This window comes from Virgibacillus sp. FSP13, assembly GCF_054048505.1.
The window spans coordinates 126,266-143,176 of sequence record NZ_JBSVKG010000008.1 but is presented as its reverse complement, the minus strand read 5'-3'; the positions used below and the strand labels follow the sequence as shown (position 1 = coordinate 143,176).

The 16,911-nt window shown below is 37.4% G+C and carries 18 protein-coding genes; all 18 read right to left on the bottom strand.

Annotated elements, in window-relative coordinates; all coding sequences use genetic code 11:
• Nucleotides 1-28: 28 nt before the first annotated feature.
• On the bottom strand, nucleotides 29-808 hold the full coding sequence (spo0A, locus tag ACW2QC_RS09675) for a sporulation transcription factor Spo0A (RefSeq protein ID WP_457543759.1): 780 nt from the start codon (nucleotides 806-808) through the stop codon (nucleotides 29-31).
• Nucleotides 809-1,049: 241 nt separating this feature from the next.
• A complete protein-coding gene (spoIVB, locus tag ACW2QC_RS09670; RefSeq protein WP_457543758.1) occupies nucleotides 1,050-2,333 on the bottom strand; it encodes a SpoIVB peptidase in 1,284 nt (427 codons plus the stop codon).
• Nucleotides 2,334-2,753: 420 nt separating this feature from the next.
• Entirely contained in the window at nucleotides 2,754-4,505 is a 1,752-nt protein-coding gene (recN, locus tag ACW2QC_RS09665) for a DNA repair protein RecN (protein ID WP_457543757.1), read from the bottom strand.
• Nucleotides 4,506-4,528: 23 nt separating this feature from the next.
• A complete protein-coding gene (gene ahrC, locus ACW2QC_RS09660) occupies nucleotides 4,529-4,978 on the bottom strand; it encodes a transcriptional regulator AhrC/ArgR (RefSeq protein ID WP_457543756.1) in 450 nt (149 codons plus the stop codon).
• Between the two features lie 68 nt (nucleotides 4,979-5,046).
• Nucleotides 5,047-5,874 (bottom strand): TlyA family RNA methyltransferase, encoded by an 828-nt coding sequence (locus tag ACW2QC_RS09655; protein WP_457543755.1) that lies wholly within the window; start codon nucleotides 5,872-5,874, stop codon nucleotides 5,047-5,049.
• A 13-nt stretch (nucleotides 5,875-5,887) separates the two neighbouring features.
• On the bottom strand, nucleotides 5,888-6,484 hold the full coding sequence (locus tag ACW2QC_RS09650) for a hypothetical protein (protein ID WP_457543754.1): 597 nt from the start codon (nucleotides 6,482-6,484) through the stop codon (nucleotides 5,888-5,890).
• A gap of 762 nt (nucleotides 6,485-7,246) precedes the next feature.
• The gene (locus tag ACW2QC_RS09645) at nucleotides 7,247-8,131 is read right to left on the bottom strand and encodes a polyprenyl synthetase family protein (RefSeq protein WP_457543753.1); all 885 of its coding nucleotides are present in this window, start codon (nucleotides 8,129-8,131) and stop codon (nucleotides 7,247-7,249) included.
• Nucleotides 8,132-8,133: 2 nt separating this feature from the next.
• Nucleotides 8,134-8,367, bottom strand: coding sequence for an exodeoxyribonuclease VII small subunit (locus ACW2QC_RS09640; RefSeq protein ID WP_457543752.1), 234 nt, complete (start codon nucleotides 8,365-8,367; stop codon nucleotides 8,134-8,136).
• Nucleotides 8,354-9,709, bottom strand: a complete 1,356-nt coding sequence (gene xseA, locus ACW2QC_RS09635) for an exodeoxyribonuclease VII large subunit (protein WP_457543751.1) — start codon at nucleotides 9,707-9,709, stop codon at nucleotides 8,354-8,356. The genes ACW2QC_RS09640 and xseA overlap by 14 nt, the downstream gene beginning before the upstream one ends.
• Nucleotides 9,706-10,557 (bottom strand): bifunctional methylenetetrahydrofolate dehydrogenase/methenyltetrahydrofolate cyclohydrolase FolD, encoded by an 852-nt coding sequence (folD, locus tag ACW2QC_RS09630; RefSeq protein ID WP_457543750.1) that lies wholly within the window; start codon nucleotides 10,555-10,557, stop codon nucleotides 9,706-9,708. The genes xseA and folD overlap by 4 nt, the downstream gene beginning before the upstream one ends.
• A gap of 15 nt (nucleotides 10,558-10,572) precedes the next feature.
• Nucleotides 10,573-10,953, bottom strand: coding sequence for a transcription antitermination factor NusB (nusB, locus tag ACW2QC_RS09625; RefSeq protein ID WP_457543749.1), 381 nt, complete (start codon nucleotides 10,951-10,953; stop codon nucleotides 10,573-10,575).
• Nucleotides 10,954-11,252: 299 nt separating this feature from the next.
• Nucleotides 11,253-11,651, bottom strand: coding sequence for an Asp23/Gls24 family envelope stress response protein (locus ACW2QC_RS09620; RefSeq protein WP_457543748.1), 399 nt, complete (start codon nucleotides 11,649-11,651; stop codon nucleotides 11,253-11,255).
• A gap of 12 nt (nucleotides 11,652-11,663) precedes the next feature.
• Complete coding sequence (gene accC, locus ACW2QC_RS09615) at nucleotides 11,664-13,025, bottom strand: acetyl-CoA carboxylase biotin carboxylase subunit (RefSeq protein ID WP_457543747.1); 1,362 nt, start codon at nucleotides 13,023-13,025, stop codon at nucleotides 11,664-11,666.
• A 14-nt stretch (nucleotides 13,026-13,039) separates the two neighbouring features.
• On the bottom strand, nucleotides 13,040-13,549 hold the full coding sequence (gene accB / locus ACW2QC_RS09610; protein WP_457543746.1) for an acetyl-CoA carboxylase biotin carboxyl carrier protein: 510 nt from the start codon (nucleotides 13,547-13,549) through the stop codon (nucleotides 13,040-13,042).
• Between the two features lie 301 nt (nucleotides 13,550-13,850).
• Nucleotides 13,851-14,411: a SpoIIIAH-like family protein gene (locus ACW2QC_RS09605; RefSeq protein WP_457543745.1), complete on the bottom strand. Its 561-nt coding sequence runs from the start codon at nucleotides 14,409-14,411 to the stop codon at nucleotides 13,851-13,853.
• A 12-nt stretch (nucleotides 14,412-14,423) separates the two neighbouring features.
• Entirely contained in the window at nucleotides 14,424-15,062 is a 639-nt protein-coding gene (spoIIIAG, locus tag ACW2QC_RS09600) for a stage III sporulation protein AG (protein ID WP_457543744.1), read from the bottom strand.
• Nucleotides 15,059-15,685 (bottom strand): stage III sporulation protein AF, encoded by a 627-nt coding sequence (gene spoIIIAF, locus ACW2QC_RS09595; RefSeq protein ID WP_457543743.1) that lies wholly within the window; start codon nucleotides 15,683-15,685, stop codon nucleotides 15,059-15,061. The genes spoIIIAG and spoIIIAF overlap by 4 nt, the downstream gene beginning before the upstream one ends.
• A gap of 12 nt (nucleotides 15,686-15,697) precedes the next feature.
• Complete coding sequence (gene spoIIIAE / locus ACW2QC_RS09590; RefSeq protein WP_457543742.1) at nucleotides 15,698-16,873, bottom strand: stage III sporulation protein AE; 1,176 nt, start codon at nucleotides 16,871-16,873, stop codon at nucleotides 15,698-15,700.
• Nucleotides 16,874-16,911: the final 38 nt, after the last annotated feature.

The following is a 16,911-nucleotide window of genomic DNA, read 5'->3' as shown; positions in this document are numbered from 1 at the left end:
ATGAGGGGCTGACCTTTTTTTATTCCTATTAACTAGCCTTATGTTCCAACCGTAGACGGTCAGCAACCATTGCAATAAACTCACTGTTCGTAGGCTTTGCTTTGGAAATACTCACCGTGTAGCCGAACAAGGCCGAAATGGAATCAATATTACCACGGCTCCAGGCCACTTCAATGGCATGACGAATTGCTCGCTCCACCCGAGAGGCTGTTGTATTATATTTTTTAGCAATATCTGGATACAATACTTTAGTAATCGATCCTAACAACTCAATATCATTATAAACCATTGTAATTGCCTCGCGTAAGTACATATATCCTTTAATATGTGCTGGAACACCTATCTCGTGAATTATGTTTGTAATGCTTGCCTCCAAATCTTTTTTCTTCCGCTCTTTTTTGTTTACCTTTTTTGTTTTCGTATGTGTAATCATATTTCCCTGTACTTGACGGATTTGTTCAGCTAAGTTATCTAAGTCGAATGGTTTTAAGATGAAATAAGAAGCACCTAAGTCCACAGCTTTCTTCATAACCTCTTCTTGACCGAAAGCTGTCAGCATAATCACATGTGGATCTTTACCTCTTTCCATACCTTTTAGTGAATTAAGTACCGCAAGCCCATCAACATGTGGCATTATGATGTCTAATATCAAAACATCTGGTTCGATGTCCTCCAATAACTCCAAACAATCCCGACCATCAAAAGCCGTACCAATTATTTCAATATCCGGCTGGTTATCGAAATACTCTTCCATTAATTGAATAAGTTCTCTGTTGTCGTCAACTAAACAAACTGATATTTTTTCCACTAAACCGTTCCTCCTTTAATCATTCGAGCTTCCACGTAATGTATTCGACATAAGTAGTAAATATCCTTTTTTTATAAAAAAAACTTTAATTTTTTTTGCAAAAACTCGTTTAAGCTTTATTTTACTTCGTTTTTTGATAAAAACCGACATTGATTTTGTTTGTTTGTCGAAAAATATTTTCTGAAACAAATAAACTGCCCAAAAGTGTATTTTCTACACTTTCGGGCAGATATTTTGACGACTAACTTGCCTTTTCTTCTTCTGATTCATAAATATTAATTCCGGCCTCTTGTAACATCCATTCAATATGGACTCCATAACCGGATGTTGGATCATTAACAAACACATGTGTTACTGCTCCAATTACTTTTCCATCTTGAATAATCGGACTGCCACTCATACCCTGGACAATTCCACCGGTCTTTTCTAACAATTCTTTATCGGTAATTTGGACAATCATCCCTTTTGTCGCTGGGTACTTTTGTGGAACACTACTCACGATTTCAACGTCAAATTCCTCCACTTCCTCACCATCAATTACTGTCAAAATTTTGGCTGGTCCTTCTTTCACCTGATGGGATAAAGCAATTGGCATTGGTTTATCATATTCATCATTTGTAATCGGTTCATTTAATTTCCCAAAAATACCGAACGGGCTATTCTTCGTGATTGTACCTAACTTGTCATCCTTAACAGAAAACTCAGCTTGTTTTTCACCCGGAGTACCATTATTACCTTTCTCAATCGAAGTTACATTAGAACCAACAATCGATCCATTATGAATTTCTACTGGTTTTTGCGTATCCATATCCGATATTACATGTCCTAATGCACCATATTTTTTTGATTTAGGTTCATAAAACGTCATTGTTCCTATCCCGGCTGCTGAATCCCTTATATATAAGCCAATTCTGTATTCATTCGATTTTTCATCTTTTACCGGGTTAAGCGTCGTTTCGATCGTTTCTTTCCCTCTTTTAATCGTGACATTCAATGGATCATGACTTTCACCGGCTTTTTCAACATATGGTTTTACATCAGCCATTTCTTTAATTGGCTTTCCATTAATTTTCAGGATCACATCGCCAACTTTTATATCTGCTTTCTCACCTGGAGACTTGGAACCATCTTCACCTTTAACAAGATGATGGCCAACAACGAGGACACCTAAAGTGTGAAGCTGTACCCCTATCGACTGTCCACCTGGTACTACTTTAATGTCATCCAGAACCGAGACATCGACTTTTTTAATGGGAAGACCCGCTACGTCATATACTAACTGGCTATTCCCAGGCTCTTTGGCATAAAATTCAGTAGAGTCTATCGCTTGCACAGTTTCATTAGTTGAATCAATTTCAACATTATCTCCTAAGGCTGGAACTTCTATAAGAGATTGATTATCAAAGGTTACAATATCATTGGGAATGGAAAGGTATTGCTTAACAGGTGTAAAAAACGGAACTGCAAGCACTGTTAAAAACAGCAGCACACCAACCAATATGCGAATTTTGTTTGTGTTTTTCAATCAATTCACTCTCCTCGTTCCAAACCCATACCATTTTTATATCTGTACTTCTAATTTGACCGAACGCGCTTCGTTTTAAACTAGTGAAAGATAAGAAAATATGTGTATCATTTCCTTTTAAAAATAAAAGCGTTTACGTATATACACGCTGCTTGTAAGGAAAAATATACATAAAGTGCAAGCGCCCCTTTAGAAACGTATGGACTGGACCCGACCCGTAGGAGATAAAGGAAACACGGTAAGCCGTAAGCGACACTTATCATACGAAGGGGGAGGGAAGTCCACTAGTCGCTGGGCGCTGGAGCTGGACATGGCCTACTCTGGGACTGCGATTACTCGTCCCATCGAAAACCCTTGCCATGAACTTAATTACGCCTAAATTTTTATACTTTCCTAGCTTTAAATAAAAAGCCAGATACTCTATTTTCTGGCTTTTTCAAAAAAATTATCCGTTTTATTTTCTTTGTAGATTGCAGCTAATGTGAGCATTTCTTTTGCATGTTCTTTTGCGGTATCAGTTAATTTCGTTCCAGTAATCATTCGACTTAATTCCTCAATGGTTTGCTTACTGTCCAATTCAGAAATGGTTGTTGACGTTCGGTTACTCTTTTCTTGTTTTTCGATTAATTTGTGTGTATCTGCCATAGCCGCAACTTGCGGTAAATGGGTAATACATAAAACCTGTGATTCTGTAGATATATGGTAAATCTTCTCTCCTATCGCTTGTGCAACCCTGCCACTTACACCTGTATCAACTTCATCAAAAATCACACTTGTCACACCTTGGTGCTTCGCAAAAATTTTCTTAAGGGCAAGCATGATTCTCGATAATTCTCCACCAGATGCTACTTTATTCAATTCTTTTAAAGGTTCTCCGGGATTTGTGGAAATAAGAAAATAAACATAATCAAACCCATTTTTATGTAATTTAATGACAGACTCTTTCGTGGTTTGATCGTTTTCTTTTTTTGTTTCAAACTTGATGAAAAATGTCGCTTTTTCTAAATATAGCCCCTTTAATTCATGATGAATGGCCTTTGTTAATGATTTAGCAGCTTTTTCACGAATATCATGTAATTGCTTGGCCTCTAAATAAGTGTCTTGTTCTGTTTCTTTTATCTGCTCAGCTAATTTTGATAAATGGGAATCTTTATTCATTAATTGTTCCAATTCTTCTCCAATTCTCCCCATATAATCAATGATATCGTTAACGGTTGTCCCATATTTTTTCTTTAATCGATTAATTTCATTTAGTCTCGCTTCAATTTCATTTAACCGCTGGGGATCATATTGTAATGTTTCACTATAATTCCGCAATTCAAATGTCAATTCTTCAATGATGTAATAATGATTAGACAGTTCTTCTGCTTTTTCAGCAATAAAGTTATCATATGAACGGTTGTCCTGTAATGCCTGACTTGCTATGCTTAACCATTCAATTCCTTTTTGTTCGCCATATAATGCATTGTATGCGTCCTGAACACCTTTATAAATGCGTTCAAAGTTCGCCAATTTATCCCGTTCTTTTTCCAGTTCCTCATCTTCGTTCGGTGTAAGTGCAGCTTGTTCGAGTTCATTCATTTGAAATTGTAATAAATCCTGGCGATGCGCAATTTCTTGTTCATTTTCACTTAATTTTTGATAACGTTTTTTTAGTGTCTGAAGTTTGTCAAACAGACGTGAGTATTCGTCCTTGGATTTTATAATTGCCTTCTGATCGTATAAATCAAGCAGGTCAATATGATTTATCGGGTCCATCAAAGCCTGTGTCTCGTGTTGACTATGAACATCAATAAGTGTTTTACCAAACTCTTTTAGAATCGCTAACGTGACCAATTTTCCATTTACTCGGCAAATACTTTTCCCATTTGCTGTAATGGTACGATGTAAGACTACCATTTCATCTTGAATATCAATTCCATATTCTTGACCAACTTTATAAATTGGATGATGTTTATAGTCAATACTAAAAAGCCCTTCAATTCCTGCTTTCTTTGTACCATGTCGAACAAATTCAACAGAACCACGTCCACCAGCCAGCAATTGAATTGCATCAATGATAATGGATTTTCCTGCACCTGTTTCTCCTGTCAATACCGTGAGACCGTCATTAAAGGTTATCGATAATTTATCTATAATAGCAAAATCATGAATGGATAATTCGGTAAGCACGTATTTCACCCCACTTTTTTATGTTATAACATACTTAAAAACCGATTTTTAATGGCCTCCGATTCTGATTCTGTCCGACATATAATTAGGCATGTATCATCACCACATATCGTGCCCATTATTTCTTCCCAGTCCAGATTATCAATCAAAACACCAACGGCATGTGCATTCCCTGGAAGTGTTTTTAGGATAATAAAATGACTTGCATGATCAATTTTAACAAAAGCATCCATAATTAAGCGCTTTAATTTGTCTAAGGGATTGAATCGTTGATCAGCTGGAAGGCTATATTTATACGCACCTGTACCTGTTGGAACCTTCACAAGATGAAGTTCCTTGATGTCACGAGAAACGGTTGCTTGCGTCACATTGAATCCCAAACTTTTTAACTCATCGACTAGTTCATCTTGCGTCTCCATCTCATTTTCCGTAATTAATTCACGTATTTTTATGTGACGTTGAATCTTACTCATACTATTCCCCCATAAAAAATAAAAGTTAAACTCTTTAAAAATAGAAAAGGACTACACATATTGCAGTCCTACGGTTTATTTACCTCAGTAAAATTGCGATGTGCTTCATCTACTACTTGACCTAATTCGACATCTGTTACAGTAATTCCTGCTTTTTCATGTTGCCAGCCAAAATGTGCTAGAAATTCTATATTCCCATCGCCACCCGTAATTGGGGAATAGGTCACATCAAATAATTGATACCCTTCAGATACGGCATACGAAATAATACGTGATAGCACAGCAAGATGTACTTTTTTATCACGGACAATTCCTTTTTTCCCAACTTGGTCACGGCCCGCCTCAAACTGTGGTTTAATCAATGCAATAACATCACTATTTTCCGCTAATAACTGGTTTAAAACTGGCAAAATTAGTTTTAAGGAAATAAATGATACATCAATTGTAGCAAAATTAGGTGTTCCATTATGCAACATGTCAGGTGTGACGTAACGGAAATTCGTCCTTTCCATCACAATGACTCGTTCATCACTTCTCAGTTTCCAAGCCAATTGATTATATCCAACATCAATGGCATAACTTAATGTTGCACCATTTTGTAATGCACAATCAGTAAAACCCCCTGTAGAAGATCCTACATCGACCATTATTTTATTCTTCACCGAAAGAGAAAAATGTTTCAGTGCTTTTTCCAATTTTAAACCACCCCGGCCAACATAGGGGATCAATTTTCCTTTTACAGTCAATGGAATTATCTCGTCCACCTTCATCCCAGGCTTATCAAGACGTTGTTGCTCAGAAAATACTAAACCAGCCATGATGACACGTTTAGCCTTTTCTCTTGTTTCGATTAATTTTCTTTCTACCAATAAAACATCTAACCTAACTTTAGCCATATAATATAGTCCTTTATTTTGACATTTTTGTTTTATTTGTTTTCGGTAAAACACGAATTTTCAACTTGTTTTCCACAATTGAAATTGCTTTTCCCGCAAAAAACACAATATTCGTTGAAGCGTTAATTGCAAAGTATTTACCAAGTGCTTTCCCCCCAACTGTCAAAGCAGCGACAAGACTTGTTAATAATACCTGCAACGTAATTTGTGTTGGTGATCCTTCACTATTACCGGTTAATTTGGCAATTTGGAGTACAACAATTGCTGATGCCGTACCACTAACAATTCCGGAAATATCACCAATCACATCATTACAGAAACTAGCAAATTTATCTGCATTGCGAATAATCGCAACTGATTCTTTTGCACCGTTTACCTTTTCCGCTGCCATCGCATGAAATGGTTTTTCATCTGCTGACGTTGAAGCTATGCCAAGCATATCGAAAACTACACCGATTAAGACGATGAGTAAGACAATAACTAAGCCAATGACCCACATCACGTCACTTAAGACGGATTGTGAGATAACTGCAAAAATAGCCGCTAACACAAACGTGATAACGGCGATGGTTAAACTAAATTTAATGGAGCTTTTTATATGTGATTTCATTCTCTACCTCAATTTTCTAATCTTTTATATAGTAACTTATATCGCTTAAAATAGTTCTCTTAGTAGCCCCATTTCATAGGGTGCAGTCCACAAACGCCTTTGAAGTATGTAAGCACGGAATGGTCGTATAAAAGGTAAAAACTGTGGCTTAGGTCCAGTAGGTTTTCCCAGATAGCTACCCTGTGTTGCCATAGAGGCGGTTCCCCATTAAAGCCATCTTAGCCTTGTCACCAAAAGCTAGACTGGATTACCACTTAGTCCACACTATAATCCCTTTTATACGTCCATTAGAACAGTCTAGGAGATTTCCTCAGCAGCCTTTAACCGTTCCCTAGCCTCTTTTGCAGTCCTGATTTCATGGAGAAAATAATAGTCAAACAAGTGGCCACCTCGTTTGCTATTTTAAGGTCCAATCCTCTCAGTACCACTCAAGGCAGGCTACGCTGCTTGTAAGTTGTCCCTTACCTTACAATTGCAGGTTCATACCCCATTCCATAGTGATTACTAGGCTTAGCAATCACTACAGATATGGGCCTCCGCGGTAATAGGGTCAACGCCCACATGCCTTTGTGGATCGCCCTAAAACCTTAACTCCCAGCACTGACCCAAGGCTGGGCGCCTCAAGCCAACACAAGGAACTTCATCGATGTGCCCTTTGGCGGATTTTTAGGCCCGCCTTCAGGAGCGGAGGGCTGACTAGAATACTGCACCATTCCGTTCATAATCTAAGTATAACATAATATGCGAAAAAATTCTAATTGATTAGTTATCCCGTTTACTAAAATAATCTGTTAACCCCATCAGATAGGACTTATCAGCCATTGCCTGTTGTAAAGCCGTTTTTGCTTTTTCTACATATTGTTCTTTTTGCTTGATGGCACCATCTACCCCTAATAATTTCGGATAAGTGCTTTTATGATTACCTTCATCACTTCCAACTGGTTTCCCTAACTTTTCCGGGTCTCCAGTCACGTCTAATATGTCATCTTGAACTTGGAAAATTAATCCTAAATAATCGGCAAACACACGCAGATGTTCTAATTGTTTTGTTGAGGCACCACCGATATAAGCGCCAGCAGTAATCGCAAATTTAATTAATTCTCCTGTCTTACGTGCATGAATTTCTTCTAATTGTTCTAATGAAACGGCATGGTTCTCTGCTTCCATGTCTAAAATCTGTCCGGCAACCATCCCTTTTGGTCCACTAGCTTGGGCCAGCATTTTAAGAAGAACTACCTTTTGTTGATCCGTTAACAACGGATCATCCGAAATGATTTCAAAACTATACGTTAATAAAGCATCTCCAGCTAGAATAGCAGTTGCTTCATCAAAAATACGATGGTTTGTCGGTTTACCCCTACGGTAATCGTCATTGTCCATCGCAGGTAAATCATCATGAATGAGCGAATACGTATGAATCATTTCCAGGGCCGCTGCCGTAGATAGTACAAACTTTTTATCATTACTATAGGTTTCAAAACTCGCGATTAAAAGAATTGGTCTAAGCCTTTTTCCACCTGCTTCCGTGGAATATAACATCGATTCTTTTAGTTGGTTGGGGATTGACATTTTATTAAGATGATAAACTAGCTCATCATAAATTAGTTGTTTATTTACATCGATATAATTCTCAAGCTGTTGTTGCACGTTTATTCTTCCCCCTGGATTTCAAAGGGCTCTGTTTCACCCTGTTCGTTCATTATTTGTGTCATTTTTGCTTGTACTTGTTTCAATTTATCATTGCATAATTTGGATAATTTCATACCTTCTTGATAGTACGAAATGGCTTTTTCTAAAGGTACATCGCCCTCTTCAAGCCGCTCGACGATTTTTTCCAGCTCTAGCATTGCCTCCTCGAAGGAAGTCTCTTCATGTGTTTCCATTGGTCTCCTCCTTTACTTCTAACACATCACACGCTAATGTCCCGTCTGATAATCGAACAGTGATCGTGTCATGCTTCTCTACTTTTTCGGTAGAATTTATAATTTCGCCATTATGAGAATAGGGGATCGCATAACCTCGTTTCATCGTTTCCAATGGGTTCAATAGAGCTAATTTATCAATTGTTGTTGTGAACTGAACCGATTTTTTCTCGATAATTTGTTTCATAAAATACGTATTTTGCTTTTCGAAATGGTTTAATTCCTTTTCCAATTGATTAACCCGGCTCTGTGGATGTTGATTGATGAACCGCTTTTCAATATTTTTCAGGGAGTCATTTTTTGATTGGATAAATTGGTTAAACGCTTTTTCTAGTCGTTCTACTTGCTTGTCCAGTTCCTGTTCCTTTTGAATAACAAGTTGTTCCGGATAACGGAAAGCGTAGGATTCTTTCATCCGCTTTAACTGAAGCTGCGAATTATTCATCGTTATTGTTAAGGCTTTTGTTAAGGAACGAGTCAGACCAGAAACTTTTTCTTTCAATTCAATTTGTGAAGGCACCGCCAATTCTGCTGCTCCCGTTGGTGTAGGTGCTCGCAAATCCGCAATAAAATCACTAATGGTTATATCTGTTTCATGACCAACGGCAGAAATAATTGGGATCTTTGACTGGAAAATAGCGTGTGCAACCATTTCTTCATTGAAACTCCACAATTCCTCAATTGACCCTCCGCCACGACCAACAATTAACACATCAAAATCTGCTTTTTCATTTGCAAATTCAATTGCTCGTTTAATGGAAGCTGCAGCATTTTGACCTTGAACCAGTACTGGAATAATAGTAGTAGTAACAATTGGGTAGCGTCGCTTTATTGTTGTAATAATATCGCGAACAGCAGCCCCTGTTGGCGAAGTAATAACACCAATATGTTTTGGATATGTTGGAATTTTCTTTTTGATGGTCTCATCAAAAAAGCCTTGTTTATGTAATTTCTCTTTTAATTGTTCAAAAGCTAAATATAATGAGCCGATTCCGTCGGGCTCCATTTGTTGAATATACAGTTGGTATTGGCCATATGGTTCAAAAACGCCAATTTCGCCCCTTATTAATACATTCATGCCATTTTCCGGTTTGAATTTTATCCGTCTGTTGTTACCTGCAAACATGACTGCTTGTATCCGGGTATTCTCGTCTTTAATTGTCAGATACATATGGCCACGGCTATGGTGTTTAAAGTTTGATATTTCACCTTTTAGCCAAATATTTTTCAGATGTGGATCCGTGTCAAATTTACGCTTAATGTACTTTGTCAGTGCAGTAACCGTTAAATATTTATCGTTCAATTTTCTAGTCCTTTTGCCGCTTTAATCGTATTTTTTAAAAGCATGGTAATTGTCATTGGCCCTACCCCTTTAGGAACCGGCGTTATATAAGAGGCTTTTTCCTTAGCCTGTTCAAAATCAACATCACCTGTCAATGTTCCATCTTCCACACGGTTCACACCAACGTCAATAACGACTGCGCCTTCTTTAATGTCATCAGCATGAATTGCATTTGCTTTTCCAACAGCAACAATCAAAATATCAGCACTTCTAGTATAGCTTTGCAAATCATGTGTTCTGGAATGACAATAGGTAACTGTTGCATTTTCATTCAACAACAATTGGCCGACTGGTTTGCCAACGATATTGCTTCGTCCGATGATCACTGCATGACGACCCTCGATTTGAATGTCCCTTGATTTTAACATTGTTATTATACCAAATGGTGTACATGGCAAAAATGTATCCTTACCTGCCATCATTCTGCCAACATTTATTGGATGAAAACCATCGACATCTTTTTTGGGATCGATTGCTTCAATTACGGACTGTTCCTTGATATGTTCTGGTAATGGCAGCTGCACCAAAATACCATGTACGGCATGATCATGATTTAATTTATCAATTAATTGCAGAAGTTCCCCTTCAGTTGTGGAAGTAGGCAATTCAATGATTTCTGATGATATACCTGTTTCTTTTGAAGCTTTTTTCTTCCCGTTTACATATGATTTTGATGCTGGATCATCGCCTACCAAAACCACGGTTAAATGTGGGGTGAGTCCCTTTTCTTGTAACTGTGAAACCTCTTCTTTCATAGCTAGTTTAAGTTCAGCTGCTAATTCTTTACCGTTAATTACTTCTGCAGACATAGCTTTCATCCCCTCTTAGGCTACGATTTTTGATAAAACCCCATTAACAAATTTACCGGACTTTTCATCTCCGTATCTATTTGCTAATTCTACAGCTTCATTGATGGAAACATTAGTCGGAATATCTTCCAAATAACGTATTTCATAGGTAGCAATTCGTAAAATTGTCTTTTCTACTGTAGCAATACGTTCCATCGACCACTTTTCTAAATGATCTGAAATCGTGTTGTCGATCGTTGTTTGGTTTTTGGCAACTCCTTGTACAAGGCTATCTAAAAATGCATCGACATGGTCGGTTTCTAGATGTTCTGTCGTTGCTGTTACTGGATCAAACTCGTTCAAATCCAGTTGAAATAGAATTTGGAAGGCATTTTCTCTCGCTGTATGACGTTTCATCAATCATTACTCCTTTTAATATATCTCTACAAATAATAACATGATTGCTTTTGCATTGCTAGAAGAACAATAGCTTTTAGAGGTTGTTCAAAAAGTCCGGTAAAAATGACACATCGAATTTCTTCGTTGGCTTGTTTCTCCGCTGCTCATGTATCTAAATGCATACATTCCGCTGCTCGAAACTACGCCGCCTCGAACTTCTCGGTCCTTTTTATCCTCCTTTTGAACACTCTCTTTTAGCAAACAGTCCAAAAATAAATCAAGGCTGATAGGTTCAACTCCTATCAGCCTTGGTTTATTTATTCGTCTTTATTTTCTATATTTTCCTGTTCTTCCATTTGAATACCAACGACATGAACATTTATTTCCGCAATTTCTAATGCTGTCATATTTTTTAACGTTTGCCTAATATTTGTTTGTAGTTTTTGAGCGATTTCTGGAATTGAAACACCAAAGTTTAACACAACGTAGAGGTCAATTAAGATTCCCGTGTCTGTTAATTCTACTTTGACACCTTTACTGTGTGATTTCTTGCCAAAACGCTCTACGACACCTGTTGCAAAACTACCACGCATGGATGAAATTCCCTCTACTTCAGATGCGGCAATCCCCGTTATGACCTCGATTACTTCTGGTGCAATTTCTACTGTACCTAGACTTGCATCATCACTTACATCCAACAATGGTTGTTCACTCATGTGTGATCACTCCTATTTGTTTTCAATTTCTTCGATCGGATTCTCTTCAAGAAATTTCGTGTTAAAGTCGCCTTTAACAAAAACATCATGATCCATAATGATCCGGTGAAACGGAATGGTTGAGTGAATTCCTTCAATTACGTATTCATCCAATGATCGTTTCATACGATTGATTGCTTCCTCGCGCGTTGGCCCGTAAGCAATCAATTTAGCAATCATGGAATCGTAGTATGGTGGGATGGAATAGCCTGGATATGCGGCAGAATCAACTCGAACACCAAATCCACCCGGTGGTAAATACAAATTGATTTTTCCCGGTGACGGCATAAAGTTTTTAAACGGATTCTCCGCATTGATCCTACATTCAATCGCCCAACCATTAAATTCAATATCGTCCTGTTTAAATGATAATTTTTCATTGTTTGCGATTTTGATTTGTTCTTTTATTAAGTCGATCTCTGTTACCATTTCCGTAACTGGATGTTCCACTTGGATTCGTGTATTCATTTCCATGAAATAGAATGCATTTGTTGTTCGATCAAAAATAAATTCAATTGTTCCAGCCCCAACATAGTCAACTGCTTTTGCTGCCTTAACTGCGGCCTCGCCCATTTTCGCGCGAATTTCCGGTGTTAGTGCTGGTGAAGGCGACTCTTCAATTAATTTTTGCATTCTTCGTTGGATCGTACAGTCTCTCTCCCCTAAGTGTATAACATTTCCATGCTGATCTGCTAAAATTTGAATTTCTACATGGCGAAAATCTTCAATAAATTTCTCGATGTAAACACCAGGGTTGCCAAATGCAGTTTCAGCTTCTTTTTGAGTAATCCGAATTCCTTTTATTAAATCTTCCTGATCCTTGGCAACACGGATTCCTTTTCCGCCACCACCTGCAGTTGCTTTAATAATAACGGGATAGCCGATTCCTTTGGCAACTTCCATTGCTTCTTCTTCTGTTTCAATGACACCTTCAGATCCCGGGACAATCGGAACATTTGCTTCTTTCATCTTTTCTCTTGCAACATCTTTTATGCCCATTTTTTGAATTGCTTCAGGGGTAGGACCAACAAACGTCACATGACATGCTTTACAGATCTCTGCAAAATCAGCATTTTCCGCTAAAAACCCATATCCAGGGTGAATTGCATCAACCTTTGTTAGGGTGGCAACACTCATGATGTTAGTGAAATTAAGGTAGCTGTCTTTACTTAATGTCGGGCCGATACAATATGCCTCATCTGCCAGTTGGACGTGTAATGAATCTTTATCAGCTTCAGAATATACAGCAACTGTTTCAATATCCAGTTCTTTACATGCGCGTATGATCCGAACAGCAATTTCCCCTCTGTTAGCAATTAACAGTTTTTTAATCATATGTTTTCGTCCCCTTATTTAGTCTTCACTCTAAATAGTGGTTGACCATACTCTACTAGTTGGCCATCTTCCACTAAAATTTCCACGATTTCTCCGTTCGCTTCTGCTTCAATTTCATTAAATAATTTCATTGCTTCCACAATACAAACAACGGTATCTTTTTGCACCTTGCTCCCTTTCTGTACATACGGATCTGCTTCAGGAGAAGGGGACATATAAAGTGTCCCTACCATTGGTGACTCAATCTCATAGTCGTAATCAACGGTTGCTTGCGTTGGAGCTTCCTCAGTTGTTGGTACGTTTGTCTCTTTTACCGGTTCTGCCTCAACCTGTTTTTCTGCTTGTTTACTAACTTCAATTGGTTTTTCGACTGTATTTACTACTTGTTCAACTGGTTGAACGGCTACATTTCCAGTCGCTTTTTTCATTGAAACAGTTGCGCCATCTGCTTCATAACTGAATTCATCAATTGATGATTGGTCAATTAGTTTAATTATTTCGCGAATTTCCTGTACTTTTAACATTTCTGGCACCCCTTCATGTTTTACAAAAATTAATAACAGGTACTAATAACTCCCCTTAACATTTTATATAAAAATTTGTATTACATCAACCGAAAACTGGAAAAGTTGTAACTATGTAAAACGTTTTCAATATAATTATATCAATAATAGCATTAATTTGCGAACAGTAGAATTGAAAAAAATAAAACTCCTATCAAATAAGATAAGAGTTTAAATCTTTTTTGCTAATTCAGGCAAGTATTAACTTTGCCTTCTCATTTGTCCTTGAGCTGGACGGTTCGCATCCAGCTCTAGCACCCATTTACCCCTCAGCTGGCTGATAATTGACATCAACTTGAATTTCACCAAATTCATCACGAACCATTTGCATAATGTTAACTGCTTCTTGTTTTGGTAGCTCGTCAACCTTAACATTAACATGAACGATATGCTCATCATTTTTATCAAATCGGACTAACACATCTTGATAGTCTGCAGTTGCTAGGATGGATTCCTCTAAAATTGTTTCCTTTTTCGCACGTTGCTCTAATACTTCGATATCCTCATAAGCTTGATTTTTTTCCTCTGTACTAGCTGTACTGGACGCTACAACATCTTCTAGTCGAGAAATTTGTTTACTGCGGTCATCCTGTACTTCCAATCTGATATTTGTAAACAACTCGTCCTCGCCAATATTCGTGATCTCATCAACTTTTGCATCTTCCCCTTCAGCCTGCTCAGCTGTTGCTGTTTCGTCAGCTTCTTCCTTTCCATTCTCCAAAAAGGCAACTTCTTCAGAATCAGGTGACGTCATGTAATAAACACTTAGAACAATCATCAAACTTAACATAGTTAAAAGCCAAACGGTCTGTTTTTTTAGCATGTTACATCCTCCTTAATTTTTTGGCATTACAGAAACTTTATGTGTTGGAACATCAAGTACTCTTGCGACAGCTTCGATCACCCATTTTTTTACCGTTGCATGGTCTACACCTTTTGCAACTACAAAGACTCCTCGTACTTCCGGTTTTTTTGTTTGAATTAGTAGTGGAACCTCTTTATCTCCTTGTCTCACTAAAACAACTTGTGTTTCTTTGGTGTCATCCTCTATTTCCCTTGTCCCACCACTTTTATCTGATTCATCTGTCGTTTGCTGACCGGTGATTAAATTTTTTTCGTATACTTTCACTTTTGTAGAGTCAAGGTTGACCATTACTTCCACATCGGATACACCCTGAATTTTAGCTAACATTGCTTGCAGATCTTTTTCATAACTCGTTTCTATTTCTCCAACATCTGTGGTAGTGGTGTCGTCTTTCTTGGATAGTGTATGTTCTGCTTCCTGGTCAGTTGGATTGATAGGGACTATTTCCTCTTGCGCTTCATTAGATGGGGAAGAAAGCGCATTACTTAAAATGACTAAGAGTAACCCAAGTAAACCAAGAACGATTAAATATTTGATTTTTCTTGACGGATTTCTAATTTTACTGTCAAGCTTTTTCTCGCTAAAAAAGTTTTTTATTTTTTCTTTCAAGGTGACCCTCCTTCCCATACAAGCGTTAATTTCTCCGCATTAATCTCCCATTCATCCTCTAATAACTTTTTAACCTCCTGCACATCTTGTTCATCTTCATTCATTACTGGGTCTTTGGTATCAATCTCAATATTTTCAACTATACTCACTGCTCCCTCCTCGTTTTCTATTTGACCAAGATATACAATGACTTCCTCTAGATCCTCATAATCGTATGGTGGGTCTGCTTCTTGAAAAAATTGAAATTTGATGTCCTGAATTTCTGCTTGATAGTTTTCTGCTAGTGATGGTTTTGCTAGATCTTTTAATTGGACAGCCATTTCTTCTAAAATATATGCACGTTGTGTGGCTTGTATTTCACTTTTTTGCATTTCAATAGAATTTTCCATTGATTCTGTATCGCTTTTTCCTTCTGTAAGTTGCGAAAATGACGTTTCTAATGCCTGTTCAACATTCATATCAAATAGAAAAAAAACTGGTTTTAAAAAAATTAAAATTAAGATAAGACCGACAACCAACTTAATATATTTTTTCATCGCAGTAGCCGGAATAATCAGATCAATGATCATTGCTACAATTAAAAAAACGACTATTTGCGTTACCCATTGTATGAGTACATCCACGGTAAACCACCCCTAGCGCAGCAGTAAGGTAATATTGCTGGCTGCTACTAATATGACAATTGCCAAGAAAAACATAAGCGTAACGGCTAACAACGATGCTAAAATGTAAAAAATATGTTTACTGATTACGTTTAAACTGGTAATAACTGGTCCATCACCAATAGGCTGTAGAACGGCAGCAGCGATTTTATAAATAAGTGCAATCGCAAAAATTTTCATAGCTGGAAATAACGCCAGAAAAACGATAATAATCAATCCGACGATTCCAACAGCATTTTTTAATAGTAAGGAAGCACTCAAAATGGTGTCAGCTGCATCCGTAAACGTTCTCCCAACGATCGGAATAAAATTTCCAGTAATAAACTTCGCTGTTTTCATTGCTACCCCGTCCTGGATGGCACTCGCAGCTCCTTGGACAGACATAACACTAATAAAAATCGTTAAAAACACACCAAGAACGCCCAGTGCCACTGATTTAAATAGATTTGCCAAATGGGTCACTTTATAATTATCGTTTAAACTACTAATAACCATTAATAATGCTGATAGAAATAAAAGTGGCAAAATAAACTTTGACACGAGTACACCGCTTACATAGATGAGAAATACAATAATCGGATGAAAAAATGAAACGGATATAACATTACCGAACGTGGCCATCAGCCCTAAAACAAGAGGTAATAACGCAATCAGAAAATTACTCATCGATTCAATCGCATCTTTTGTGTAAGAAAATGCTAAATAAAAGCTGTTTAGCGCTAAATAAAGTAAAACGAGATACACGACAAAATAAGCGATTTTACTCACAGCATTCTGTTCAAAAGCAGTATGCATCGTCTGCAGCATGACAGAAAATAACGTAAGCATTAATAGCAAGCCCAACAGTTTCCCATTTAAAATAATTTCATAAAATAAATATTTCAATATACCTGAAAGGATATCTTTTATTGAAAAAGATCCATTATCTTTAATAAACTCATACAAACTTGTTTTTTCTAATTCTGGTATATAACCACTATAATTACTGACAAGTCCGTCCCAATATTGTTGAATGCCTTCTAATGAAATTTCATCAAGTACAGCGGATTCCAACTTACTAGGATCAGGAGAAGCAAAAACGGTTGAATGACCCTCGGTAAATAGCAAAAGAAAAAATAAGACAACAAGAATTCGTTTAGCTCGCTTCATTCATCAACATATGCTCCTTTTTTAGAGGTTGTTCAAAA